The sequence below is a fragment of the Pseudomonas sp. S3_A09 genome (genome assembly GCF_054668065.1).
Window position 1 is genome coordinate 2,322,313 of sequence record NZ_CP162752.1, and the last position, 22,900, is coordinate 2,345,212.

A 22,900-nucleotide genomic window follows, 5' to 3' on the forward strand; every position below is an offset into this window, starting at 1 on the left:
AACGCAGAGCACCCGTAGACCGCATCACCCCAAGGAAGGACTCACTATGAAATTATCGGCTATCACCCTTCTGGGCTTAGGCCTCTATGCGACAGGCCTGAGTGTCGCCCATGCAGCCACATGGACGCCTTTCGCCGTAACCGTAGGTGCGCAATGCGCGCCGATCGACATCAATGATAGCGGCATCACCGTGGGCAACTGCACGCCGGCCAGCACTACCGCCAACGATATTCCGTGGGTGGCCGTCGGTAGCGGATCCCAGGTCGCGCTCCCGCCCCTGGCGACCGGCCAACCGTGCCGCGTTTGGGCAGTGTCCAACACCGGGAAAGTAGTGGGCGATTGCAGGGACGCCAGCAACTCGCATTTCGGGACGACCTGGGAAGCCACATCCCCCAGTACCGCGCCCACCAAACTGAACCCGCTGCCTTCCACGTGGTTAATTCCGCTGCTACGCCCCCAAGATGTCGCCACCAAAGGCGTTGCGATCAATGACCAAGGCGACGTGGCGGGGTCAAGCTATAACGCCGATAGCCGGGGTACCGTGGTGTTTTATGCGACCGGTAGCAGCACCCCGGAACGCGTGTCCGACTGGGGCGATAATTGCACCGTCGCGGACCTCAACCTGCCCGCCACCGGCACCCCCCAAATCGCGCTCAATTGCCCGAACAATGCCGGCAACACCACCGCACGAGTCGCGGAAAAAACCGGATCGTTCTATACCCTGACCAACCTGCCCCTGCCCCCTGGCGCCACTAACTGCATAGTCAACAGTGCCACTAAGGCCTCAAGCTTCGTCGGCACATGCCTCTATCCAAACTCGGCGGTGAATGTGGCGAAAAGTGCATTCTGGAGCAGCAAAACTGCCACCCCCTTGGTGCTGACCTTATCCTCGGGGTCTAAAAACATGGTTATCAATATCAACGAGATAGGCCAGGTATTGGTCTCCCAGAACACCGCCGATGGACGAAACCAGTACATGACCTGGCTACCCTCAACACTTCCCATCCCGATCATCACATTCATTCTTTTTCCGAGTGGAAGCGTATGGGGCGAAGCCGGTGCAATCGTCGGCGGTAATGTCGTTGGGCTGAATATCCTCACCAACGACCAATACTCACTGGGTTGCACCTGGACGCAGACGACGGGAAGCGTGTGCCTGCCGTCGATTGGCGGAGGCAAAAACAACCGGGTGACGGCTATCTCCAAAAACGGCGCGCATATGGCCGGTGTGGTCATGGATGCCACGCAAACCGCTATTGCTGTAACGGCGACGCTTCCGTGAAAAGCGGGGGATGCATGGCGTGTAAAGACTGAACAGGGTTAGCGCTATGACGCCAGCACTGCTGCGTATTGGCGGCAGTCCGTGAAAACTGACCTGGGTAATGGTTATGCCGCTGCTTGTACTAAGGAAGGAGTTGCACTCATGAAATTCAAAATGGTTGTCAGTGGGTTCCTGTGTATGTGGGCCGTTAGCCAAGTAATGATGCCAAAACCCGCTGAGGCTGGAACTTGGGTAAACGGAACTTATTACCTAGGAGGCTCATATCCAAATAATTGGAGACTTTTGGAAGAGTTATTCGAACGCAAAGAAAAACCCACCGAGCGAACAGGAGCCGGGTCCCCTGCAGAGAAAAATGCCCCTAATCCTACCGTCTGCAAAGGTGGCTACCGATGGGGGCGCGTGAGTCCTGGCGATGTAATAACAAAGATTTATTGCTAATGCCTTAACCGAAACACATCGAAAACCAATGTGGGAGCAAACCCCCTCCCACATTTTTTTGACCGCGTTGGGTTTTAATTCACGGTGAGAATCGGGCTACCCAACTTCTCCAACAACGTCGCCTGCGCACTGCGCGGGTTCTGGTTGCCGGTCGGCGTGTTGCGCACATAGCGGCCGTCCGACTGCAGGCTCCAGCTGTGGGTGTTGTCGGTGAGGTAGCTTTCCAGCTCTTTCTTGACCCGCATGATCAGCTTCTTGCCTTCCACCGGGAAGCACGTCTCGACACGCTTATCGAGGTTGCGCTCCATCCAATCGGCACTGGAGAGGAACATCTGCTCTTCACCGCCGTTGAGGAAGTAGAACACCCGCGTGTGCTCCAGGAAGCGGCCGATGATCGAGCGCACATGAATGTTGTGCGACACCCCGACAATGCCAGGGCGCAGGCAACACATGCCACGCACCACCAGGTCGATGCGCACGCCGGACTGGCTGGCCTTGTACAGCGCGCGGATGATCTTCGGATCCGTCAGCGAGTTGAACTTGGCGATAATGTGCGCCGGCTTGCCGTCGAGGGCGAACTGGGTCTCGCGGGCAATCATGTCGAGCATGCCCTTCTTGAGGGTGAACGGCGCGTGCAGCAGCTTCTTCATGCGCAAGGTCTTGCCCATGCCGATCAACTGGCTGAACAGTTTGCCGACGTCTTCGCACAAGGCATCGTCGGAGGTCAGCAGGCTGTAGTCGGTGTAGAGCTTGGCGTTGCCGGCGTGGTAGTTACCGGTGCCCAAGTGGGCGTAGCGCACGATCTCACCGGCCTCACGGCGCAGGATCAGCATCATCTTGGCGTGGGTCTTGAAACCCACCACGCCGTAGATCACCACCGCACCCGCCGCTTGCAGACGACTGGCCAGCTGCAGGTTGGATTCCTCATCGAAGCGCGCACGCAGCTCAATCACCGCCGTGACTTCCTTGCCGTTACGCGCGGCGTCGACCAGGGCATCGACGATTTCCGAGTTGGCGCCGGAGCGGTACAGGGTCTGGCGTACGGCCAGGACATGCGGGTCCTTGGCGGCCTGGCGCAGCAGGTCGACCACCGGTGTGAAGGACTCGAACGGGTGCAGCAACAGGATGTCCTGCTTGCTCACCACACTGAAAATGTTCTCGCTGTTCTGCAGCAGTTTCGGGATCTGCGGGGTGAACGGCGTGTATTGCAGCTCCGGGTGGCTGTCCAGGCCAGTGATGCTGAACAGGCGCGTCAGGTTGACCGGACCATTGACCTGGTACAGCTCGGATTCGGCCAGGTTGAACTGTTTGAGCAGGTAGTCCGACAGGTGTTTCGGGCAGGTATCCGCTACTTCAAGCCGCACCGCATCACCGTAGCGCCGCGAGAACAACTCGCCGCGCAGGGCACGGGCCAAGTCTTCGACATCTTCGGAGTCCAGTGCCAGGTCGGCGTTACGGGTCAGGCGGAACTGGTAGCAGCCCTTGACCTTCATGCCCTGGAACAGGTCATCGGCGTGGGCATGGATCATCGACGAGAGGAATACATAGTTATCGCCAGCCCCCCCACCTCTTCCGGTACCTTGATGATGCGTGGCAACAGGCGTGGGGCCGGGATGATGGCAAGGCCAGAATCGCGACCGAAGGCGTCGATACCTTCCAGCTCGACGATGAAGTTGAGGCTCTTGTTCACCAGCAATGGGAACGGGTGCGTCGGGTCGAGGCCGATCGGGGTGATGATCGGCGAGATCTCGTCACGGAAGTAACGGCGCACCCAGGTCTTGATCTTGGTGGTCCAGTGACGACGACGGATGAAGCGGACCTGATGTTTTTCCAGTTCCGGCAATAGGATATCGTTGAGGATCGCATATTGGCGGTCCACATGACCGTGCACCAACTCGCTGATACGTGCCAGGGCCTGATGCGGCTGCAGGCCGTCGGCGCCGGCTTGCTCGCGGGCGAAGGTGATCTGCTTCTTGAGGCCGGCGACACGGATTTCGAAGAATTCATCCAGGTTGCTGGAGAAGATCAGCAGGAATTTGAGCCGCTCCAGCAGCGGATAGGACTCGTCCAGCGCCTGCTCCAGCACGCGGATGTTGAATTGCAGTTGTGACAGCTCACGGTGGATGTACAGGCTGCTGTCATCCAGGTTGGTCACGGCGACCACCGGGGCCGGCACGGGCGGTTCGGCCACCACGGCAGGCGCGGCGGGCTCATGCTCCGGCGGGGTCTCGGTGACTTGTTCAACCACCGGGTGAGCGTCTTTTACGGCAACTTCTGAGAGTCCTTCGGTATTCATCGAATGTTCCTGTGAGGGCTATTGTTGCTCTCTAAGCAATTGGGCGGCGCGGGCGGCGAAGTAGGTCAGAATGCCATCAGCCCCGGCGCGTTTAAAGGCTGTCAGGGATTCAAGGATCACCCCTTCACTCAGCCATCCATTCTGTATTGCAGCCATGTGCATCGCGTACTCGCCGCTGACCTGATAGACAAACGTCGGCACCTTGAATTCTTCTTTGACCCGATAAAGGATGTCCAGGTACGGCATCCCCGGCTTGACCATCACCATGTCAGCGCCTTCGGCCAGGTCGGCCGCTACTTCGTGCAGGGCTTCATGGCTGTTGGCCGGGTCCATCTGGTACGAAGCCTTGTTGGCCTTGCCCAGGTTCAGCGCCGAACCCACCGCGTCGCGGAACGGGCCGTAATAGGCGCTGGCGTACTTGGCCGAGTAGGCCATGATCCGCACATTGACGTGACCCGCCAGCTCCAGGGCTTCGCGAATCGCCTGGATGCGACCGTCCATCATGTCCGACGGCGCAACCACCTGGGCACCTGCCGCTGCGTGGGACAAGGCCTGCTTGACCAGTGCATCGACGGTGATGTCGTTCTGAACATAGCCGTCTTCGTCAAGAATGCCATCCTGACCGTGGGTGGTGAACGGGTCCAGCGCCACGTCAGTGATCACCCCAAGCTCCGGGAAACGCTCGCGCAGGGCGCGGGTGGCACGCTGGGCGATCCCTTCCGGGTTCCAGGCTTCGGCAGCATCCAGGGACTTGAGTTCAGAAGGCGTGACCGGGAACAGCGCCAATGCAGGAATTCCCAGCTCGACCCAACCGGCGGCCTCTTCAAGCAGCAGATCAATGGTCAAACGCTCCACACCGGGCATCGATGCCACCGCTTCCCGACGATTTTCTCCGTCCAGTACAAAGACCGGCAGGATCAGATCGTTGCTCGTCAGTACGTTTTCCCGCACCAGGCGGCGAGAGAAATCATCACGACGATTGCGACGCAGACGGGTGGCGGGGAACAGGCGATTGGCAGGGGTAAAGCTCACGACAGACTCCTGAGCCCGGGTTTACGGGCGAGCGTTGCAGTTATAAGCGGCCATTATGACGAAGGTATGACAGTTGTGCTTAAGGATGCGACCTGAAGTCGCATTCGTCACTTCTGTAGGAATTGTTCACTTCGTGACACATCTCGATACTTTCATGAATCTTCATGAAGGCGTAGGCTGCGCGTTCATTTCGCCAGCACCCCAGACCATGCTTCAACAATTTCTGCATGACTTCGGCTACTTTGCGCTCTTCCTGGGCACCTTCTTTGAAGGCGAGACCATTCTGGTTCTCGCGGGCTTCCTGGCGTTCCGTGGCTACATGGATATCAACCTGGTGGTGGTCGTTGCATTTTTCGGCAGCTATGCCGGCGATCAGCTTTGGTATTACATGGGCCGCAAGCACGGCCGTAAGCTGTTGGCGCGCAAGCCGCGCTGGCAATTGATGGGTGACAAGGCTCTGGAGCACATCCGCCGGCACCCGGATATCTGGGTGTTGAGCTTCCGCTTCGTCTACGGATTGCGCACGGTCATGCCGGTGGCGATCGGCCTTTCTGGCTATCCGCCATTGCGCTACCTGATCCTCAACGGTATTGGCGCCGCGATCTGGGCTTTGGCCTTAGGCGCTGCGGCCTATCACTTCGGGGCAGTGCTGGAAGGCATGCTGGGCAGCATCAAGAAATACGAGCTGTGGGTATTGGGCGCGTTGCTGCTACTGGGCTTCGGCCTGTGGCTGCGCCGCCGTATCAAGAATGCGCGCATTGCCCGCGAGGCCTGTGCCAAGGCCCGGCTCGCCGCCGAGCCGGTCCCGGTCGAAACGCCTAAGACACCAGTCGAGTAAACCGGCTTCTGCAGCAGTAGAGGCCAATCACGCTGAGCAGGCTGTAGCTCAGCAGGCCCAGCCAGCCCAGGTGGCTGGCTGGCCATAGCCCGACCAGCGGCGCCAGCCAGACCAGCGGCACATTCAGCACCAGCCGTAAAAGCTCGGCCTTCAGCGCCCATGGGCGATTCTCCAGGGCCACACCCAAGGTAAACAACCCCAGCGCCATGGCACTCCAGCCCAGGACCAGCGCCGCCGTGGGCAGCCCTTCGCCGACGTTCATCAAATAGCTGCCAAAGCCCACATACGCCGCAAATTGCAGGGCGATATAGATCTGCTGACGTACATCCAGCGGCACCTCGAATTTACGGAACTGCGTCAGGTCATGCTTGGCCAACGGGTACTTGGCCTTCACGTCCGCCGGGCGCCAGCCAGTGCGCATGAACCAGATACGCAACTTGTCCCACCCACGCTCGGTACGCCGCGCATCACTCCACAACTGCGCATAAAACTGCAGGTTGGCCCACAGTGGATTCCAGCTGGCCAAGGGCGTGGTCACGCCGAAGATCACCGGTTCATTGTCGTCTTCTTCCTGGAAGGTGCCGAACAGCCGGTCCCAAAAAATGAACACCCCGCCGTAGTTGCGATCCATGTAGAGAGCGTTCTGTGCATGGTGGGCCCGATGATTGGACGGCGTGACGAAAAACCACTCATACCAGCCGAGCTTCGGCACATGCCGGGTGTGTACCCAGAATTGATAGAGCAAATTGAGCGATGCCACGCTGATAAACACCACCAATGGCACGCCGAGTACGGCCAGGGGCAGGTAGAAGACCCAGCTCAGCAGGAAACCGGTGCTGGTCTGGCGCAGGGCGGTGCTGAGGTTGTAGTCCTCGCTCTGGTGATGCACCGAGTGCGCGGCCCACAGGATGTTGCGTTCGTGACCCATGCGATGCAGCCAGTAGTAGCAGAAGTCGTAGAACACGAAGGCGAACACCCAGGTCCAGACACTCTGGACCGGCAGATCGAACACGGCGAGATGCTTGAGGGCGAACGCGTAGGTCAACAGCCCCACGCCCTTGGTCAGCAGCCCCGTGGTGGTCGAGAGCACGCCGGTGCTGAGGCTGTTGATGGCATCCGCCACCCGGTAGTTGCGCTCGCCGCGCCAGCGGTCGGCAAGCAGCTCTACCACGATCAAGGCGATGAAAAACGGTACCGCGTAAGGCACGAAGTCCATGGTCTGGTCCGGTCTATTTTTGTTACATCAAGATTAGGTGCAGCGACGCGAGATCCCATTGGCAACAGATGACAAATTAGTAGACATTTAACGCCAAGACCCCAGGAGAAATGCCCATGAGCAAAAAGATTGCAGTGATCCTTTCCGGCTGCGGCGTGTATGACGGCGCAGAGATCCAAGAAAGCGTGATCACCTTGCTGCGCCTGGACCAGCGCGGCGCTCAAGTCCAATGTTTTGCCCCGAACATCGCGCAACTGCACGTGATCAACCACCTCACCGGCGAAGAAATGCCCGAGTCACGCAACGTACTGGTGGAGTCGGCCCGAATTGCCCGCGGTGATGTGAAAGACATCCGCGAAGCCAATGCCGAAGACTTCGACGCGCTGATCGTGCCCGGCGGGTTTGGCGCGGCGAAGAACCTGTCGAACTTTGCCGTGGAAGGCGCCGGCTGCAGCGTCAACCCGCAGGTGTTGGAGCTGGCCGAGGCCTTTGCCGAAGCCGGCAAGCCTGTGGGGCTGATCTGTATCTCACCGGCCCTAGCGGCGAAGATCTATGGCCCGGGCGTGACCTGCACCATCGGCAACTGTGCCGACACGGCTGCCGCACTGGACAAAATGGGCGCCACCCACCAGGAGTGCACGGTGGAAGATATCGTCGAGGACAAGGCGCGCAAGCTGGTGAGCACGCCGGCCTATATGCTCGGCAAAAACATCAGTGAGGTCGCTTCGGGGATCAACAAGCTGGTGGACCGGGTGTTGGAACTCACCCACGAAAACGACTGACGAGCAGCCAATCATTCAACCGTGGTGCGCGGGCTCCCCTACCGAGGTCAAGCGGGACGCATCAACTTAGTGAGAATGCGGTCCAGAGCATTGGCAAAGGCCTGCTTTTCCTTCTCGCCATGGGGCGGTGGACCACCGCCCATTTGGCCCTGTTCACGCAGGTCAGTGAACAGGTTACGCACCGCCAGGCGTTCGCTCATGTTCGCCGGGCTGAACTCCTTGCCCCGTGGATCGAGGGCGGTGACGCCCTTTTTCACCAGGCGGTCGGCCAGCGGCACGTCGCTGCAGATCACCAACTCGCCAGGCACCGCGTGCTCTACAAGGTAGTCATCCGCTGCATCCGGGCCGCTGGGCACTACGATCAGTTTCACACACGAAAAGCTCGGCTTGATCTGGCTCTGACCGGCCACCAGCACGACCTCGAACTGGCGCTTGAGGGCGAACTTCACCACCTGGTCCTTGGCTGCACGAGGGCAGGCATCGGCATCGATCCACACCCGCATGTCAGGCCGCCACTCGGCGCTTCTCGGCCACTCGGCTGCGGCCATACAACACCACGATCGCCAGGATCGCCACAGCCTGCGCACTCAGCGAGTATGCATCGGCGTGGATGCCCAGCCAGTCGAAGTCAAAGAACGCCACCGGGCGAGTACCGAAGATGCCGGCTTCCTGCAACGCCTTCACGCCATGCCCCGCAAATACTACCGACAGCGCGCACAGCAACGCCGCGTTGATGCCGAAGAACAGCGCCAGCGGCAACTTCGCCGAACCACGCAGGATCACCCACGCCAGGCCCACCAGCAGCACCAGCGCCGTCGCACCACCCGCCAGCACGGCGTTGTGTCCAGCCGGGCCGGCTTGCAGCCACAGGGTTTCGTAGAACAGGATCACTTCGAACAGCTCGCGGTACACCGAGAAGAACGCCAGCATCGCGAAGCCGAAACGCCCGCCGCCGCCTACCAGGCTGCTCTTGATGTAGTCCTGCCAGGCGGCGGCGTGGCGGCGGTCGTGCATCCACACGCCGAGCCACAGCACCATCACACTGGCAAACAGCGCCGTGCAGCCTTCAAGCAACTCGCGCTGGGCGCCACTCACGTCAATCACATACGCGGCCAATGCCCAGGTCGCCAGACCCGCCAACAGCGCCAGCCCCCAACCCACGTTGACGCTGCGCACCGCCGACTGCTGGCCGGTGTTACGCAGGAACGCGAGGATCGCCGCCAGCACCAGAATGGCTTCCAGGCCTTCGCGCAGCAGGATCAGCAAGCCGGAGATGTAGCTCAGCGACCAACTCAGGCCATCACTGCCCAGCAAGCCGGCGGACTCGGTGAGTTTGCCCTTGGCCACATCCAGGCGTTGCTGCACCTGCTCTACCGGCAAACCGTCCTGCAACGACTGCCGGTAGGCCATCAGCGCCTTCTCGGTGTCCTTGCGCACGTTGGCGTCGACGTTATCCAGCGAGCTTTCCACCAGCTCAAAGCCTTCCAGGTACGCGGCTACCGACAGGTCGTAGGCTTGTTCGTGGTCGCCGTTGCGGAATGCGGCCAGGCTCTTGTCCAGGGTGGTGGCGGTGTAATCGAGCAACTGCGCCGGGCCACGCTTGACCTGCGGCGGTTGCGCACGCTGGGCGCGGAACGTCGCGGCAGCAGCAGGGCCACTCGCGGCCAGTACTTCATTGGGGGTCTGGCGTGCCAGGTCCGCAAGGTTGAACGGTTGCTCGCTTTTCGCGGCGGCCGGGTCTGCGGTGAAGCCGGCGATATACGTGGCCAGGTCCCAGCGCTGGCGGTCGTCCAGTTGGTCGGAGAAGGACGGCATGTCGGTGCCTTCAACGCCCAGACCGAGGGTGTTGTAGACCGCATAGAGGCTCAGGCGGTCCAGGCGCACAGGGTCACGCAGATTGGCCGGTGGCGGCGTCATACCGACGCTGGCCGGGCCATCACCGGCCCCCGTCGTGCCGTGGCACACCGAGCAATGCTGGGCGTAGAGCGGCTCGCCGCGCGTTGGATCAGGGGTGATCGCCGGGGCTTGGCTGACCTCATAAGCCACGGCCAGTTGAGCGCCCAATTGACGGGCTTGCCGGGCGACTGTCGCACCGTCCTGACGGGCAGTGACAGCCGCTAACAGTTCATCGACGCCTTTGACCAACGCAGCGCGCTCCGGCCGCTGAGGGAGTTCTGCCACCAGGCCTTGCAGCACCCCGAGAAACTCAAGCTGTTCGCGGTATTCGGATTCATCGATCACCTTGCCCGCCTCTACCGTCGGTGGATAGTCAGCGCCAATGTAGTCCAGCAAATGCAGGGCTTGTGGGGCGCCCTCGGCAGTCGCGGCCAACAGGTTGAAGCTGCACGACATCAACGCCGGCAACAGTAGCCAGACGAGAAAACGGAAGGGGGCAGTCATGAACGAATCTCAAATGGAAATACGAAGTAACACATTGTTAGGCTTTAACGGGTTTGACTCAAGGCGTAAGTGATTTGGCGTTTTTAGAGATGGGCACTATCACATCGAGTGGCAGGCGACAGGAGATGATCTCGGCGTTTACCGCACGCAACACAAATCAAATGTGGGCGCTGGCTCGCCTGCGATGCAGACACCCCCGTGTTTCAGAAACACCGAGGTGATGCTATCGCCGGCAAGCCAGCGCCCACATGTTTGATCCGGTTTCGTCAGTTATGCCGTTGCGCGGTGCAGGCTGGCGAGAAAGCCCGCCGCCCCCACAAACAACCCCGCAAACGTACGGTTCAGACGTTTCTGTTGCTTAGGCGTACGCAGCAGGCGCAACACCTTCGACGCCAACCCCGTATAACCCGCCATCACCACCATATCGACGCAGATCATCGTCGCCCCCAGGATCAGGTACTGGATCAGCAGCGGCGCCTGCGGGTTCACGAACTGCGGCAGTACCGCCAGCATGAACACCAGGGCCTTGGGGTTGCTGGCATTCACCAGAAAGCCGCGGAACATCATCGCCATCGGCTTGCCGATCGGGCGCACGGCCGCTTCATCGGTCATGTCCATGGGCAAAGCGCGCCATTGCTTGATGGCCAAGTACACCAGGTACGCCACGCCAAACCATTTGATCGCATAGAAGGCGGTGGAAGACGTCGCCAGAATGGCACCCAGGCCGCAAGCAACGACGGCAATCTGCATCGCCAGGCCCAGTTGCAGGCCGATGGCGTTCCAGTAACCACGCAGGAAACCGTATTGCAGGCCGCTGGACATCGAGGCGATGGCGCCAGCGCCAGGAGAAAGGGAGATGATCCAACTGGCCAGGAAAAAGGCCAGCCACGTATCGAGTGCCATTGCACACCTCGGAAGGGAGTTCGCTGTTGTGCCTTAAGCTAACTCCGCCGACCAAAGGCTGGCTATAGATTTTTACAAGATGTGAATGCTAGCGGTCGCCCGGAAACACGTGGGTACCTGGCCACCGCCGAACAGAACGCTGGAAAAACAGACTGTTGGGCACTTGCACCATCGCGCTGTCAGTACCCGCCTCTGCCACTTCGATCAACGTGGTGTAGAGCAGATTGATCGCCACGACACGACCCTTCACCCCCGGTTTGTCGACGGTATCCACCAATTCGACGATATCGCCCAGGCGAAACGGCCCGACAGTGAAGATCAGAATGGCGCACAGCAGGTTGGACAGTACCGACCACATGGCGAAGAACGCCACCGCGGCGACCGCGACAAACCCCGACAGCGCCGTCCACAACACCGTGGCAGACACACCCAGGCGGCCCAGCACAAAAATCAACGCACTGCCCATGATCAGCCAGCGCAGGCCCCCGCGCAGCGGCATCAGCAGTTGCGGCGGAAACGGGTAGCGCTCACCCAAGCGAGTGAGGCCCTTGGCGACAAAGCGCTGGGCGAGGTAGCCGGCCAGCAGGATCAGCAGGATTTGCACGCCGACCCAGACGGGTTCGACCCACTGCGTCGGTATTGGCAGTTGCAACGCTTCCATCAGGACAGCGCCTCCAGCTCCGCTTGCAGGGTTTCGAGCAGTTCGAGGGCTTCCATCCAGGTTTCCTCCAATTGCCCTTCGCGTACCTTGAGCTTGGCCTGTTCAGCCAGCAGGTCGCGCAACTCGTCCTTGCGGGCAGCCTCGTAGACGGCGCTGTCGCCCAGGCTGGTCTCGATCTTGGCCAGGCGCTCGTGCACCTTGCCCAACTCGGCTTCCAGCTTGTCGGCTTCACGCTTGTGCGGCGCCAATTGTTGGCGTAACGCAGCGGCAGCCTGACGTTGGGCTTTCTTGTCGGTCTTGTCGGGGTTGACCGGGGTATTGCTGACCGGCGCGTTGCGCAGGCGGTAATCCGTCAGCCAGCGCGCGTAGTCGTCCAGGTCACCGTCGAACTCTTCGACTTTACCGTCCGCCACCAGCAGGAAGTTGTCCGTGGTGCTCTTGAGCAAGTGGCGATCGTGAGACACCACCAGTACCGCACCGCTGAATTCCTGGAGGGCCATGGTCAGCGCCAGGCGCATTTCCAGGTCCAGGTGGTTGGTCGGTTCGTCGAGCAGCAACAGGTTCGGACGGTCCCAGGCGATCAATGCCAGGGCCAGGCGGGCTTTTTCACCGCCGGAGAAGTTCAGCACTGGCTCGTCGATGCGCGCACCACGGAAGTCGAACCCCCCGAGGAAATCGCGCAGGGTCTGCTCGCGCTCGGTCGGCGCCAGACGCTGCAGGTGCAGCAACGGGCTAGCCTTGGAATCGAGAGAATCCAGCTGATGCTGGGCGAAGTAGCCCACCACCGTATTCTCGCCACGGGTCAGGCGGCCGGCCAGAGGCGAAAGCTCGCCCGACAGGTTCTTGATCAGTGTCGATTTACCCGCACCGTTGGGGCCGAGCAAACCGATGCGCGCACCCGGCGTGAGCTGCAGCTTCACTTTTTCCAGGATGGTTTTGTCGCCATAACCCAGGCGTGCATCGGAAAGATCCAGCAGCGGGCTGGAGATCTTCACCGACTCGCGGAACACGAAGTCGAACGGCGAATCGACGTGCGCCGCCGACAGTTCCTCCATGCGCTCCAGCGCCTTGATCCGGCTCTGGGCCTGGCGGGCCTTGGTGGCCTGGGCCTTGAAGCGGGCGATGTAGCTTTCCATGTGCGCGCGCTGCGCCTGCTGCTTCTCGTAGGCCTGTTGTTGCTGGGCCAAGCGTTCGGCGCGAGCACGTTCGAACGCGGTGTAGCCGCCACGGTAGAGCGTGATTTTCTTTTGTTCGACGTGGGCAATGTTGTCGACCACGGCGTCGAGAAAATCCCGGTCGTGGGAGATCAGCAGCAAGGTGCCCTGATAATTCTTGAGGAAGTCTTCCAGCCACAGGATCGCATCGAGGTCCAAGTGGTTGGTCGGTTCGTCGAGCAGCAACAGGTCCGAAGGGCACATCAGCGCCTGTGCAAGGTTCAAGCGCATGCGCCAGCCGCCAGAGAAGTCGGCGACCGGGCGGTCCATCTGTTCGTTGGTAAAACCAAGGCCGGCGAGCATCTTGCGGGCGCGGGCGTCGGCGGTGTAGCCGTCGGCGCTGTCCAACTCGGAATGCAGGCGAGCCTGGGCGGCGCCGTCCTGGGCTTTCTCGGCCTCGGCCAGGTCGTGTTGCACCTGGCGCAGGCGCAGGTCGCCATCGAGCACGTAGTCGATCGCGATACGGTCCAGGGTGTCGATCTCCTGGCGCATATGGGCGATGCGCCAGTCGGCGGGCAGCAAGCAGTCCCCGGAATCCGGGGTCAGCTCACCCAGCAGCAGGGCGAACAACGTGGATTTGCCGGCGCCGTTGGCACCGATCAGGCCGGCTTTGTGACCGGCGTGCAGGGTCAGCTCGGCGTCTTCGAGAAGACGTTGCGGGCCACGCTGTAATGTTAGGCTTTGAAGTCGGATCATAATGGCGGCGGAGTCTACCAGCTTCGTTGGCCGCTGGCTTGGGTGTGAATATGAACGCTGACCTGTGGAGCTTTGCCCTCACGACCTACGCCCGTCCGGGTGTCGAAGCCGCATGCCTGCGTTTGCAGGAGCAAGGCGCAGATGTGTGCCTGTTGCTGTGTGGTGCGTGGTTGGAGCAGCGCGCTGTGGCAGTAACCACCGAGCGTCTGCAAGCGCTGAGACAGATTGCCAGGCCGTGGCGGACACAAGTGATCGAACCGTTACGTCGAGTACGCACACAATGGCGTGGCATGGCGCAGCAGGATGAAGATCTGGCGGGGTTACGCGAGCGGGTAAAGGCCCTGGAGCTGGACGCCGAACGGCAGTTGCTGGCGCGACTGGAAGCGCTGGCACAATCGTGGCCGGCAGGCGATGCGATGGACCCGCAACTGTGGCTGGAAGGACTGGCGGCTGAGGATGCCGCCAACCTTGACCACGGCGCGCTGCATCAGCTGCGCCCCGTGGCCACCAGCACTTAGGAAGCGCTGGTTGGGTTGGTGCTTGGCGCTACCGGAGCAGGGGTGCTGCTGGCCGGTGCAGTTGGGGCGGTGGATGCTACCGGGGCAGCAGCAGGTGTTGCTGGCTTGGCCGCTGCTGGTTTTGCGGCAGCTGGCTTGGCAACGGCTGGCTTTGCAGCGGGTTTTGCCGCAGCAGGTTTAGCGGCTGGCTTGGCGGCTGGTTTGGCAGCAGCAGGTTTGGCAGCTGGCTTGGCGGCCGGTTTGGCAGCAGCGGGTTTGGCAGCTGGCTTGGCGGCCGGTTTTGCAGCAGCGGTTTTAGCAGCTGGCTTGGCGGCTGGTTTTGCAGCAGCAGGTTTGGCAGCTGGCTTGGCGGCTGGTTTCGCAGCAGCAGGTTTAGCAGCTGGCTTGGCGGCTGGTTTTGCAGCAGCGGTTTTGGCAGCTGGCTTGGCGGCTGGTTTCGCAGCAGCGGTTTTAGCAACTGGCTTGGCGGCTGGTTTTGCAGCAGCAGTTTTGGCAGCTGGCTTGGCGGCTGGTTTCGCAGCAGCAGTTTTTGCAACTGGCTTGGCGGCTGGTTTCGCAGCAGCGGTTTTGGCAGCTGGCTTGGCGGCTGGTTTTGCAGCAGCGGTTTTGGCAACTGGCTTGGCGGCTGGTTTTGCAGCAGCAGTTTTGGCAACTGGCTTGGCGGCTGGTTTTGCAGCAGCAGTTTTGGCAACTGGCTTGGCGGCTGGTTTTGCAGCAGCGGTTTTGGCAACAGGTTTTGCGGCTGGTTTTGCAGCAGCGGTTTTGGCAGCAGGTTTTGCGGCGGCTTTAACCGGTGCCTTGGCAGCAACAGCTTTGCTCGCCGGCTTTTTCGCCGAGCTCGCAGCAACAACTTTTGCAGGGGTACGAGCGCCCAGCACTTTAGCCACAGCTTCTTTCACACGACCAACGCCCTGGGCCAGTTTCAGGCTTTCCTGAGCATCTTTTTTGAGTTGGGAAATGTAGGCGCGGGTTTCAGCTTGGCGATCCTTGAGGGCGTCCAGCAGATCCTCAAGTTCTTTGACAGCGTCTTTGGCTTTGGCTTGAGCCTTGGCCTTGCCGGCAGTCGCGGCGTCTTGCAGTTTGGTGCGGGATTTGTGCAGCTTTTCTTGCGCTTTACCGCGTTGTTTTTCCAGCTTGGCGAGCAGTTTTTCTGCATCGGCCAACGCTTGGGAACAGGCGCTTTCCAGATGTTCGAGCAAGCTGCCCGAAAGTTGTTGGAGTAAATGCAACGGGGTATTAACAGGCTTCTGTTTGGCCGACATGGTTTACCTCCTGGCTGACGTGGGTGCGGCTCATACTAGCCCTCTGCTCTTACCGCCGCTAGGGCATGTTGACAGTATCGTTTGACTTGCGTTGCACCGTGCGGAAATTCTTATCGATATAACGAAAATACACGGCTCTTTTTACCCGTTCACACTGGCATAATCCGTCGCACTTTCGGCGGGAGAATCCCCATGTCGCGTTATCTTTTCCTTGTGCTTGGCTTGGCGATATCAGGGGCCAATGCGAGCGAGCAATCGCCCGCAAAAACCACTGAACCAAACCAGCACGACCTCGCCTACAGCCTTGGCGCAAGCCTCGGCGAACGCTTGCGCCAGGAGGTTCCCGACCTGCAGCTGCAGGCGTTGATCGACGGTCTAAAGCAAGCGTATCAAGGCAAGCCGTTGGCACTGGACAACGCACGCATCGAGCAGATTCTTGCCCAGCACGAAGCACAGACCGAAACCGACTCGCAGGCATCGCAAAGCGAAAAAGCACTCGCGGCCGAACACCAATTCCTGAACAAGGAAAAAGCCGTAAAAGGCGTGCGCGAATTAGCGGATGGAATCTTGCTCACCGAGCTCACCCCCGGCACTGGCGACAAGCCAACGGCCAGCGATCAAGTTCAAGTGAAGTACGTGGGGCGGTTACCCGATGGGACGGTGTTCGACCAAAGCACGCAACCCCAGTGGTTTCGCCTGGACAGCGTGATCAACGGCTGGAGCAGTGCGTTGCAACAGATGCCGGTGGGTGCGAAATGGCGCCTGGTGATCCCATCAGCCCAGGCCTATGGTGCCGACGGTGCCGGCGAATTGATTCCGCCCTATACCCCCCTGGTGTTCGAGATCGAGTTACTCGGCACCCGACACTGAGGCCATAAAAAACGGTGCGTCATGCGCACCGTTTTTTGTAGGGCTGTCGAGGGTCAAGCCTGGGTAGCAGGCTCTTCCTTATGAGCGTTGTGCAGCACTTCGATCAAGCAATCTTCCAGCTCGAATCGCTCATGCAACAGTGCGCCCAATTCTTTGAATTTTGCAGCAACACAGTTTCCGGCATCACACAGGTCGGTGAAGGCCAATAGCTTTTCGGTGATGACATCGATGCGTGGGTAAATGGTCTCAGCCAATTCCAAGCCACGCTGATCGTCGAAGGCTTCCGCCTCCTTGGTCAGCTGTTCGTAGACGCCGAAATGGCCGGCTGACACGTAGTCCACCAACACACCGCAGAAATCCTGCAACGGTTCACGGTTCTCCGCCAGTGCCTCGGGCTTGGCGCCGAGTGCATCAAAGGCCCGAACCAGTTCGTGACGTGCCTTCAGCCAGCTGTCGATCAGCTTGTGCACCCCACCCCAGCGTTCCTGAGCATTCTGACAACTTTCCAGCATGGTGATCTCTCTTCCCTATAGGGGCGCTGCCGCCTGGTGCCCGCGCAACACTTCAAGGATAAAGCAACAGCGGGACAAGGCCGCATCTGACAAACGGTTTCAATGACACGTGCGGGCCAGATTATGCCCGCATGACTGTGGCTTCAAGGTACGCAGGAGAGAAAGTTCATACAAGTGTTTAATCCCGTCTTACGAACTGTGAGTGGCCTTCAGCGTCTCGCCGGGCGCAAACGATGGCTTGAAAGCAGCGGTGAAAACTGTATGGCACCCAGGATCAACATCCCGACGAAGAACAACAAGCTCCACTCCGGCAGGCTCAAGTCAAACAGCGTCCAACTGATATCCATGCAGTCGACGGTGCCTTTGACCGTCAATTGCAGGGCCTGCCAAACCGACAGGTTTTCGATCATGTAATGCAGGCTGGGCCAGCAATCAGCCGCCTGGTCCGGTGCGGCGTTTTGTAGCAACACCTGGCGCACGGCGGTAATGGCGCCGAGCAACGCGAAGACCATGCCTGCCAGCCCATACAGGCAACTCACCAGGCGCCTGGGGTTATGGATCGCGGCGACCAGATTGATCAATGTGAAAGCCGCCAGGAACCCCCTTTGCATCTGACACAGGAAGCAAGGGCGCAGGGAGACGCCGAACTCGAGGTAAAAGGACGCGCCCAATGTCAGCGCACCTGCCAGGAACGCAAGGAAAAACAAGGAGCGTGAAGGGGCCAAAGACATGCTTTATCCGCACAGCGAAAGATAGGTCGTTACGGTAGAGGAAAGGCCTGACCCCTTTCAATACGTGCCAGAGCAGACGATTCCGCGAGAGGGTAAGGACTTACCGCCAGAAGATGGAGGACGTTGGATTGTTCAGCGTCGGACGCTGCCCACAAACGCTCTACAAACAGTTTTTCAAGGTCGAAAGGGGTTGGCCGCCAGACATGTCCGAGCCAACCCTCATCTTACCTTCCTACATCAGGCCCGAACTGGGACAGGCAGCGGGGACGCCAGCAAACGGTTATCCAGGAGCCCCAGCCCTTCTTGGAACAACTGGTTGCTGCGGTCGGTGTCACCCAGTTGCGCCAACAAACGCGCCAATTCGGCACAGGCCTCGGGATTGCGCTGCACCTGAAGGCTGCTTTCCAGATAATCCCGCGCTTTGCCCCACAGGCTGTTTTGCAGGCACAGGCGGCCCAGCGTCAGCAGCAGGCTGGCATCCCCTGGATGGTCCTTGAGCCAACCTTCGGCAAACTTCAATTGCTTGGCCGGGTCACCGCCGCGCAGCAAGCCGTAGAGTCGAATCAAATGACTGTCGTAGCCACGCTTGATTGCGCCGCGCAGTGCTTCTTCGGCCTTGGCATCGGCGCCCAATTGGCGCAGTTGCTCGGCATAAGCCAGGACCAGTTGCGGCTCCTGGCGCTGGGCGGACGTGAGTTGCTGCCAGGCCCGCTCAAGGGACTGCAAACCGGCCTCGCCCTGCTCTTCACGCTGGGCCGCGAGGCTCAGGTTCTCGCCCCACGCCCGTCGCTCAAGCTCGGCCAGTTCACTGGCGGGCAGCACTTTATCCTTGCGCAGCTCAGGCAAAAGACGGATCACCGAAGACCAATCGCCCCGCTGCTGATGCAAGCGCTGCAGTTGACGCAGGACTTGGGCGTTATGAGGATGACGTTCATGCATGGTCTGCAAAGTGGTCAGTGCGCCGTCAGTATCACCGCGGTCAAGCTGCAGTTGCGCATGGCTCAAGGCAACCGCCAGCTCGGCCTGGGGCTGACGCTCCAGGGCGCGTTCCAGCAAGCCGTCGGACTCTTCGTAACGTCCCTGCTCATTCGCGGCACGGGCTGCGCCGAGGTAATACAGCAGCGGCTGACGCTCGGCTTCGGCGGCACGGTGCAAGTGGCGCTCAGCGCTGGCCCAGCGGCCCTCGGCGAGGTCCATCTGACCTTGCTCGATTGCAATCTGTACGCGACGGCTGCGGTTACGCCGCGACCAGGGGTTGACCACGCCACCGGAAGTGGTGACCAGGCTCAACAACACACGGATCAGGTAGATCGCCAGGCCGATGGCAAATACCGCAACCAAGGTTGCCCAGAGGCTCGACTCGTAATGCAGCACATGAGGATAAGTAATCAGCACGTAGCCGGTGTGTTTCGAAATGCCCACTGCCAGTGCCAGCGCGATTGCAATCGCCAGAACCAGGATCACATAGAAACGTTTCATCGGCTCTACTCCTGCTTCGCCGGCGTGGCCGCCGCCTTGGCTTCGTCGGCAGACAAGTGACGACGCTCAAGGTATGCCTGCACGGCAGCGAGGCTCGCGGCCAGGTCCGGCGTCACCACCGACACCGCCTTGGGCTCAAGCTCGGCGATGCGCGCCAGCATCGCCTGGCTTTGCGGGTTGTCCTGGTTGAAATTATCTTGCAACACGCTGCGCGCCTCGCCCAGGGAGCGGCTGTAGACCGCCGACTCACCGTTGAGCGCTGCCCATTGCGCCTGCTCCAGCGCCAGGCTCAGGGCCAGGCGCACCTGATTCAAGCCTTGCCCAGCCAGCAGCGGACGGATGTTGTCATCCGGGTTGAAGTCAATGCGGAAGTAACGGGAAATCTGCTCCCACCACTGGCTCCAGCGGCTTTCCGTATCGGTAGTCGGGCGTCCATCGGAAGCAGGTTCGGTGAGTTGATACTCAGGGGCAATGGCGGCCAGTTGCACGACCTGGTCGCGCAAGGCCGCCAATTGCAGGTACAGCCCGGTACGGTCCGGCTGCTCGGTGCTGCGCAGCGCGGCAAGGCTCTTGGCCAATTGCTCGCGAGCAGCGTAGGCGCCCGGATCGCTTTGCTCGCGAAGAATCTCGTCGGCCCCCTGGACCAACGCCTGGGCGCTGTTGATGTCTTGCAGGGCAGAAAGGCGCAGGCTCGCCAGGCGAATCAGGTGTTCCGCCTCAGCCAGGCGCCAGTCTTTACGACTGGACCCCAGCACGGTTTCCAGACGCTGACTCAAACGCTGTTGGTCACCCTGCAACTGGGCCACCAGGCGACGGCGCTCCTCCAGCTCATCAGCACCCGGCAACTGCGCCAGCCGCGCAGCCAGTTGTTGCTGGCTTTGCTTGAGGGACTGGGATTGGTCATCGAGGGTCTGCACCTGGCCCAGCTGCTGCTGGCTGCTGGCTTGCAGCGCGCGGACCTGCCAGACGCCCCAACCGCCGGCGGCAACACCCGCTACGCCGAGCAGCAGGGCGACGATTGCCAGGCCATTGCCGCGACGCGGCGCGGTAACCGGTGACTCAACCGGCGCATCAAGTGCGGGTTGGGTTTCATCTTTAGGCAAGGCTGTTTCGCTCACGTATCCGTCCTTTGCGTTTCAGAGAGTGGGAACGGGATAACTCCGTATCGCCACTAACAAAGCCGCGGCACTCGCACCGCGACAATCCACAACTTTTTCTGCGCCAGCGACCCGCGCCATCTCTTGGACACGGGGGCTTGGCACGAACAACGGCAGCTGGGCCACCTGGGGCCAATCGGCTCCGGCCAGGGCTTGCAGGTGTAAAAAACCCTGCCCACTGCTGACCACCAGGCCGTTCAAGCGTTCCAACTGGATGCGTTGTATCAATGCCCCGGCCTTGTAGGCCGGTAGGAAACGGCGATACAACTCCAGATAGTCGACACTAGCACCTTGTTCGCGCAAGCGCTCCGCCAGCAGCTCCCGACCGCCCTCGCCGCGCAGGATCAACACCCGGGCATCCGGGCGGGCGATAGCCTCGCGCAACGCAGGCAATTGAAGCAAGGCCTCACTGTCGTCGCCAGTAGGCGGATACTTAACATTCAGCCCCTGTGCGGCCAATACCTGCGCGGTGGCAGCGCCGACACTGAACCATGGCAACTGCGGCCAGGTTCGATCCAGCTGCGCAACTGCAAGGCGCGCTGCAGGCTTGCTGACCACGATCACCGCACAGTAGCGACCCAGGTCATGGAAGACGGCCTGCTGTTCAGGCGTAACGGGGAGCGGCTCGATATCCAGTAAAGGCAGGCTGCTGCTGAAAATACCGGCGTCGGCCAACGAGGCCGCAAGCGCCCTCGACTCCTCGGCAGGCCGCGTCAGCAGCACGCGCCATTCGGTCACTGCGCGCCAGCCTCGCCGTAGACCTTTTGCAGGATGGCACCCGCACCCTTGTCCAACAGCTCCTCGGCCACCTGGATACCCAAGGCCGTGGCGTCACGCTGTGGTCCACGCGCCTCGGCGGTCAGCAGTGTGCCGCCTTCCGGGTCGCCCACCAGGCCACGCAACCACAAGTGTTCACCTTCGAGCACGGCGTAGCAGGCGATCGGCACCTGGCAGCCACCGTTGAGGTGCTTGTTCAAGGCTCGTTCAGCCGTCACGCGTATTTCGGTGTCAGGGTGATCCAGGGGTTTGAGCAGGGCGTGGATTTCACTGTCGGCGGTGCGGCATTCAATGCCAACGGCGCCCTGCCCTCCGGCTGGCAGGCTGTCCTCGACGCTGATGGCCGAAGTGATGCGGTCTTCGAAACCCAGGCGAATCAGGCCGGCCGCTGCGAGGATGATCGCGTCATATTCACCGGCATCCAGCTTGGCCAGGCGAGTGTTGACGTTGCCGCGTAGAAAGCGGATCTGCAAGTCCGGCCGGCGAGTCAACAGCTGAGCCTGGCGACGCAGGCTCGACGTACCGACGATACTGCCCAAAGGCAATGCGTCCAAGGAGGCGTAGGTGTTGGAAACAAAGGCATCACGCGGGTCTTCGCGCTCGCAGATGCAAAACAGGCCCAGGCCTTCAGGGAAGTCCATGGGCACGTCTTTCATCGAATGCACAGCGATGTCGGCTTCGTTTTCCAACAGCGCGGTTTCCAGCTCCTTGACGAACAAACCCTTGCCGCCGATCTTCGACAGTGGCGAGTCGAGCAGCTTGTCGCCGCGACTGACCATAGGCACCAGGGACACCTTGAGACCAGGGTGAGCCTGTTCCAGGCGAGCTTTGACGTATTCGGCCTGCCATAAGGCCAAGGCGCTTTTACGGGTGGCGATGCGGATTTCGCGAGAGGACATGGATCAATCCGTACTGAATAGATACGGCAGATAATAACAGCTCAGGCAAATACGCTTTGATTTGAATCAGCAAGTGCGGGGCCTCCCTGGCCGCGTCGCACCGGGATATGGGTTACAGGCCTGGCCACAGCCCTCGGGCTAAAGCTGCTGCATCATCTTGCGCACACCGGCCACATGCCGTCGGCTGACGATCAGCGCGTCGCCATTAAGGCCTTTGAGGAACAGCTGAAAGTGCCCAAGCGGCGTGCGTTGGAGGCGTTCGATCCGCTCGCGAGCCACCAGCGCATTGCGGTGGATACGCACGAAGCGGTCGCCAAATTCATCCTCAAGCGCCTTGAGCGGTTCATCGAGCAGCACTTCGCCGCCCTGGTGGCGCAGGGTCACATACTTGTGATCGGCGATAAAGTAGACCACCTCGCCCAAGGGGATCAGCTCGATACCTTTACGGGTACGGGCGCTGATATGGCTGCGCGGCCCATTACCACTCTGGGCAGCAGGCTGAGTCAGGGCAGCGAGTTGGACGCGGGTTGGGCGCTCAGCCTTTTTCAAGGCCTTGAGCAACGCTTCGCCAGCCACCGGTTTGGTGAGGAAGCTGACTCCGCTGGCTTCCAGCGTCTCCGCAGAAAACTCATCGCCTGCTGCGCAAAATACCAAGGCGGGTGGCGACTCTCGCTCGCTCAGCCGGGCGGCCACTTGCAGGCCATCGAGGCCCGGCATACGGATATCGAGCAACACCACATCCGGCTTGAGGCTGTCGATCAGCGTCAACGCCTCTTCGCCCGTGGTGGCGCTCGGCTCTAGTACTGCATAACCCTCGAGATCACTGACCAAACGGCTCAGTCGCTCGCGGGCTTGGGGTTCGTCATCAACGATCAGGACATTCATATTGCGCTGGATTCCTGCGTGAGTCTCGCACAAGGATAGCGTAGACAGGTGC

At 60.7% G+C, this 22,900-nt stretch carries 20 protein-coding genes and 1 pseudogene; 5 read left to right on the forward strand and 16 right to left on the reverse strand.

The annotated features are described in order from the left end of the window. Positions 1 to 46: 46 nt before the first annotated feature. Entirely contained in the window at positions 47 to 1,282 is a 1,236-nt protein-coding gene (locus AB4N92_RS11075; RefSeq protein ID WP_236266740.1) for a hypothetical protein, read from the forward strand. 512 nt (positions 1,283 to 1,794) lie between these two features. Here AB4N92_RS11075 and ppk1 read toward each other — a convergent pair. Then, positions 1,795 to 4,016: pseudogene (ppk1, locus tag AB4N92_RS11080) on the reverse strand (polyphosphate kinase 1). A gap of 18 nt (positions 4,017 to 4,034) precedes the next feature. Next, positions 4,035 to 5,048, reverse strand: a complete 1,014-nt coding sequence (gene hemB, locus AB4N92_RS11085; protein WP_010207417.1) for a porphobilinogen synthase — start codon at positions 5,046 to 5,048, stop codon at positions 4,035 to 4,037. A 208-nt stretch (positions 5,049 to 5,256) separates the two neighbouring features. Here hemB and AB4N92_RS11090 point away from each other — a divergent pair, with 208 nt between their 5' ends. Next, positions 5,257 to 5,886, forward strand: coding sequence for a DedA family protein (locus tag AB4N92_RS11090; protein ID WP_010207418.1), 630 nt, complete (start codon positions 5,257 to 5,259; stop codon positions 5,884 to 5,886). On the opposite strand, the gene AB4N92_RS11095 is transcribed toward AB4N92_RS11090, so the two are convergent. Beyond that, positions 5,867 to 7,102 (reverse strand): sterol desaturase family protein, encoded by a 1,236-nt coding sequence (locus AB4N92_RS11095; RefSeq protein WP_236266741.1) that lies wholly within the window; start codon positions 7,100 to 7,102, stop codon positions 5,867 to 5,869. The genes AB4N92_RS11090 and AB4N92_RS11095 overlap by 20 nt on opposite strands. A 116-nt stretch (positions 7,103 to 7,218) precedes the next feature. On the opposite strand from AB4N92_RS11095, the gene elbB reads away from it, so the two are divergent. Continuing rightward, complete coding sequence (elbB, locus tag AB4N92_RS11100; protein ID WP_010207420.1) at positions 7,219 to 7,884, forward strand: isoprenoid biosynthesis glyoxalase ElbB; 666 nt, start codon at positions 7,219 to 7,221, stop codon at positions 7,882 to 7,884. 47 nt (positions 7,885 to 7,931) lie between these two features. Here elbB and AB4N92_RS11105 read toward each other — a convergent pair whose 3' ends face one another. The 5 genes from AB4N92_RS11105 to AB4N92_RS11125 form a co-directional block, all read right to left on the reverse strand. Beyond that, positions 7,932 to 8,387, reverse strand: coding sequence for a YaiI/YqxD family protein (locus tag AB4N92_RS11105; protein ID WP_010207421.1), 456 nt, complete (start codon positions 8,385 to 8,387; stop codon positions 7,932 to 7,934). Between the two features lies 1 nt (position 8,388). Continuing rightward, entirely contained in the window at positions 8,389 to 10,284 is a 1,896-nt protein-coding gene (locus AB4N92_RS11110; RefSeq protein WP_010207422.1) for an FTR1 family protein, read from the reverse strand. 270 nt (positions 10,285 to 10,554) lie between these two features. After that, the gene (locus AB4N92_RS11115) at positions 10,555 to 11,187 is read right to left on the reverse strand and encodes a LysE family transporter (protein WP_010207423.1); all 633 of its coding nucleotides are present in this window, start codon (positions 11,185 to 11,187) and stop codon (positions 10,555 to 10,557) included. Between the two features lie 88 nt (positions 11,188 to 11,275). Continuing rightward, positions 11,276 to 11,848 (reverse strand): mechanosensitive ion channel family protein, encoded by a 573-nt coding sequence (locus AB4N92_RS11120; RefSeq protein ID WP_010207425.1) that lies wholly within the window; start codon positions 11,846 to 11,848, stop codon positions 11,276 to 11,278. After that, positions 11,848 to 13,758 (reverse strand): ATP-binding cassette domain-containing protein, encoded by a 1,911-nt coding sequence (locus tag AB4N92_RS11125; RefSeq protein WP_010207427.1) that lies wholly within the window; start codon positions 13,756 to 13,758, stop codon positions 11,848 to 11,850. Before AB4N92_RS11125 ends, AB4N92_RS11120 begins: the two co-directional genes overlap by 1 nt. A 50-nt stretch (positions 13,759 to 13,808) precedes the next feature. Here AB4N92_RS11125 and AB4N92_RS11130 point away from each other — a divergent pair, with 50 nt between their 5' ends. Then, positions 13,809 to 14,276 (forward strand): TIGR02444 family protein, encoded by a 468-nt coding sequence (locus tag AB4N92_RS11130; RefSeq protein WP_021492614.1) that lies wholly within the window; start codon positions 13,809 to 13,811, stop codon positions 14,274 to 14,276. Here AB4N92_RS11130 and AB4N92_RS11135 read toward each other — a convergent pair. After that, positions 14,273 to 15,538 (reverse strand): AlgP family protein, encoded by a 1,266-nt coding sequence (locus AB4N92_RS11135; RefSeq protein WP_236266742.1) that lies wholly within the window; start codon positions 15,536 to 15,538, stop codon positions 14,273 to 14,275. The two genes, AB4N92_RS11130 and AB4N92_RS11135, sit on opposite strands and share 4 nt — an antisense overlap. A 192-nt stretch (positions 15,539 to 15,730) precedes the next feature. On the opposite strand from AB4N92_RS11135, the gene AB4N92_RS11140 reads away from it, so the two are divergent. Further along, positions 15,731 to 16,408 carry an FKBP-type peptidyl-prolyl cis-trans isomerase gene (locus AB4N92_RS11140; RefSeq protein ID WP_042570928.1) on the forward strand — a complete coding sequence of 226 codons (678 nt, stop codon included), beginning with the start codon at positions 15,731 to 15,733 and terminating at the stop codon, positions 16,406 to 16,408. Positions 16,409 to 16,461: 53 nt separating this feature from the next. Here AB4N92_RS11140 and AB4N92_RS11145 read toward each other — a convergent pair whose 3' ends face one another. From AB4N92_RS11145 to AB4N92_RS11175, 7 genes are all read right to left on the reverse strand, one after another. Beyond that, positions 16,462 to 16,920, reverse strand: a complete 459-nt coding sequence (locus tag AB4N92_RS11145) for an Rsd/AlgQ family anti-sigma factor (RefSeq protein WP_010207432.1) — start codon at positions 16,918 to 16,920, stop codon at positions 16,462 to 16,464. 209 nt (positions 16,921 to 17,129) lie between these two features. Beyond that, positions 17,130 to 17,651 (reverse strand): disulfide bond formation protein B, encoded by a 522-nt coding sequence (locus AB4N92_RS11150; RefSeq protein WP_010207433.1) that lies wholly within the window; start codon positions 17,649 to 17,651, stop codon positions 17,130 to 17,132. Between the two features lie 237 nt (positions 17,652 to 17,888). Continuing rightward, positions 17,889 to 19,130: a heme biosynthesis protein HemY gene (locus tag AB4N92_RS11155; RefSeq protein WP_010207434.1), complete on the reverse strand. Its 1,242-nt coding sequence runs from the start codon at positions 19,128 to 19,130 to the stop codon at positions 17,889 to 17,891. Positions 19,131 to 19,135: 5 nt separating this feature from the next. After that, the gene (locus AB4N92_RS11160) at positions 19,136 to 20,248 is read right to left on the reverse strand and encodes a uroporphyrinogen-III C-methyltransferase (RefSeq protein ID WP_010207435.1); all 1,113 of its coding nucleotides are present in this window, start codon (positions 20,246 to 20,248) and stop codon (positions 19,136 to 19,138) included. Between the two features lie 18 nt (positions 20,249 to 20,266). Further along, entirely contained in the window at positions 20,267 to 21,025 is a 759-nt protein-coding gene (locus tag AB4N92_RS11165; RefSeq protein ID WP_010207436.1) for a uroporphyrinogen-III synthase, read from the reverse strand. Beyond that, complete coding sequence (hemC, locus tag AB4N92_RS11170; RefSeq protein WP_010207437.1) at positions 21,022 to 21,963, reverse strand: hydroxymethylbilane synthase; 942 nt, start codon at positions 21,961 to 21,963, stop codon at positions 21,022 to 21,024. The genes AB4N92_RS11165 and hemC overlap by 4 nt, the downstream gene beginning before the upstream one ends. A 138-nt stretch (positions 21,964 to 22,101) precedes the next feature. Further along, on the reverse strand, positions 22,102 to 22,848 hold the full coding sequence (locus AB4N92_RS11175; protein WP_010207438.1) for a LytR/AlgR family response regulator transcription factor: 747 nt from the start codon (positions 22,846 to 22,848) through the stop codon (positions 22,102 to 22,104). Positions 22,849 to 22,900: the final 52 nt, after the last annotated feature.

What these genes read in the sequence shown, in the direction of transcription:
- AB4N92_RS11120 (WP_010207425.1), bottom strand. Translation starts at nt 11,848, where the DNA reads ATGGAAGCGTTGCAACTGCCAATACCGACGCAGTGGGTCGAACCCGTC.
- AB4N92_RS11150 (WP_010207433.1), bottom strand. Translation starts at nt 17,651, where the DNA reads ATGTCTTTGGCCCCTTCACGCTCCTTGTTTTTCCTTGCGTTCCTGGCA.
- AB4N92_RS11115 (WP_010207423.1), bottom strand. Translation starts at nt 11,187, where the DNA reads ATGGCACTCGATACGTGGCTGGCCTTTTTCCTGGCCAGTTGGATCATC.
- AB4N92_RS11145 (WP_010207432.1), bottom strand. Translation starts at nt 16,920, where the DNA reads ATGCTGGAAAGTTGTCAGAATGCTCAGGAACGCTGGGGTGGGGTGCAC.
- AB4N92_RS11135 (WP_236266742.1), bottom strand. Translation starts at nt 15,538, where the DNA reads ATGTCGGCCAAACAGAAGCCTGTTAATACCCCGTTGCATTTACTCCAA.
- AB4N92_RS11090 (WP_010207418.1), top strand. Translation starts at nt 5,257, where the DNA reads ATGCTTCAACAATTTCTGCATGACTTCGGCTACTTTGCGCTCTTCCTG.
- AB4N92_RS11110 (WP_010207422.1), bottom strand. Translation starts at nt 10,284, where the DNA reads ATGACTGCCCCCTTCCGTTTTCTCGTCTGGCTACTGTTGCCGGCGTTG.
- AB4N92_RS11140 (WP_042570928.1), top strand. Translation starts at nt 15,731, where the DNA reads ATGTCGCGTTATCTTTTCCTTGTGCTTGGCTTGGCGATATCAGGGGCC.
- AB4N92_RS11125 (WP_010207427.1), bottom strand. Translation starts at nt 13,758, where the DNA reads ATGATCCGACTTCAAAGCCTAACATTACAGCGTGGCCCGCAACGTCTT.
- AB4N92_RS11155 (WP_010207434.1), bottom strand. Translation starts at nt 19,130, where the DNA reads ATGAAACGTTTCTATGTGATCCTGGTTCTGGCGATTGCAATCGCGCTG.
- AB4N92_RS11175 (WP_010207438.1), bottom strand. Translation starts at nt 22,848, where the DNA reads ATGAATGTCCTGATCGTTGATGACGAACCCCAAGCCCGCGAGCGACTG.
- AB4N92_RS11105 (WP_010207421.1), bottom strand. Translation starts at nt 8,387, where the DNA reads ATGCGGGTGTGGATCGATGCCGATGCCTGCCCTCGTGCAGCCAAGGAC.
- hemC (WP_010207437.1), bottom strand. Translation starts at nt 21,963, where the DNA reads ATGTCCTCTCGCGAAATCCGCATCGCCACCCGTAAAAGCGCCTTGGCC.
- elbB (WP_010207420.1), top strand. Translation starts at nt 7,219, where the DNA reads ATGAGCAAAAAGATTGCAGTGATCCTTTCCGGCTGCGGCGTGTATGAC.
- AB4N92_RS11075 (WP_236266740.1), top strand. Translation starts at nt 47, where the DNA reads ATGAAATTATCGGCTATCACCCTTCTGGGCTTAGGCCTCTATGCGACA.
- AB4N92_RS11130 (WP_021492614.1), top strand. Translation starts at nt 13,809, where the DNA reads ATGAACGCTGACCTGTGGAGCTTTGCCCTCACGACCTACGCCCGTCCG.
- AB4N92_RS11095 (WP_236266741.1), bottom strand. Translation starts at nt 7,102, where the DNA reads ATGGACTTCGTGCCTTACGCGGTACCGTTTTTCATCGCCTTGATCGTG.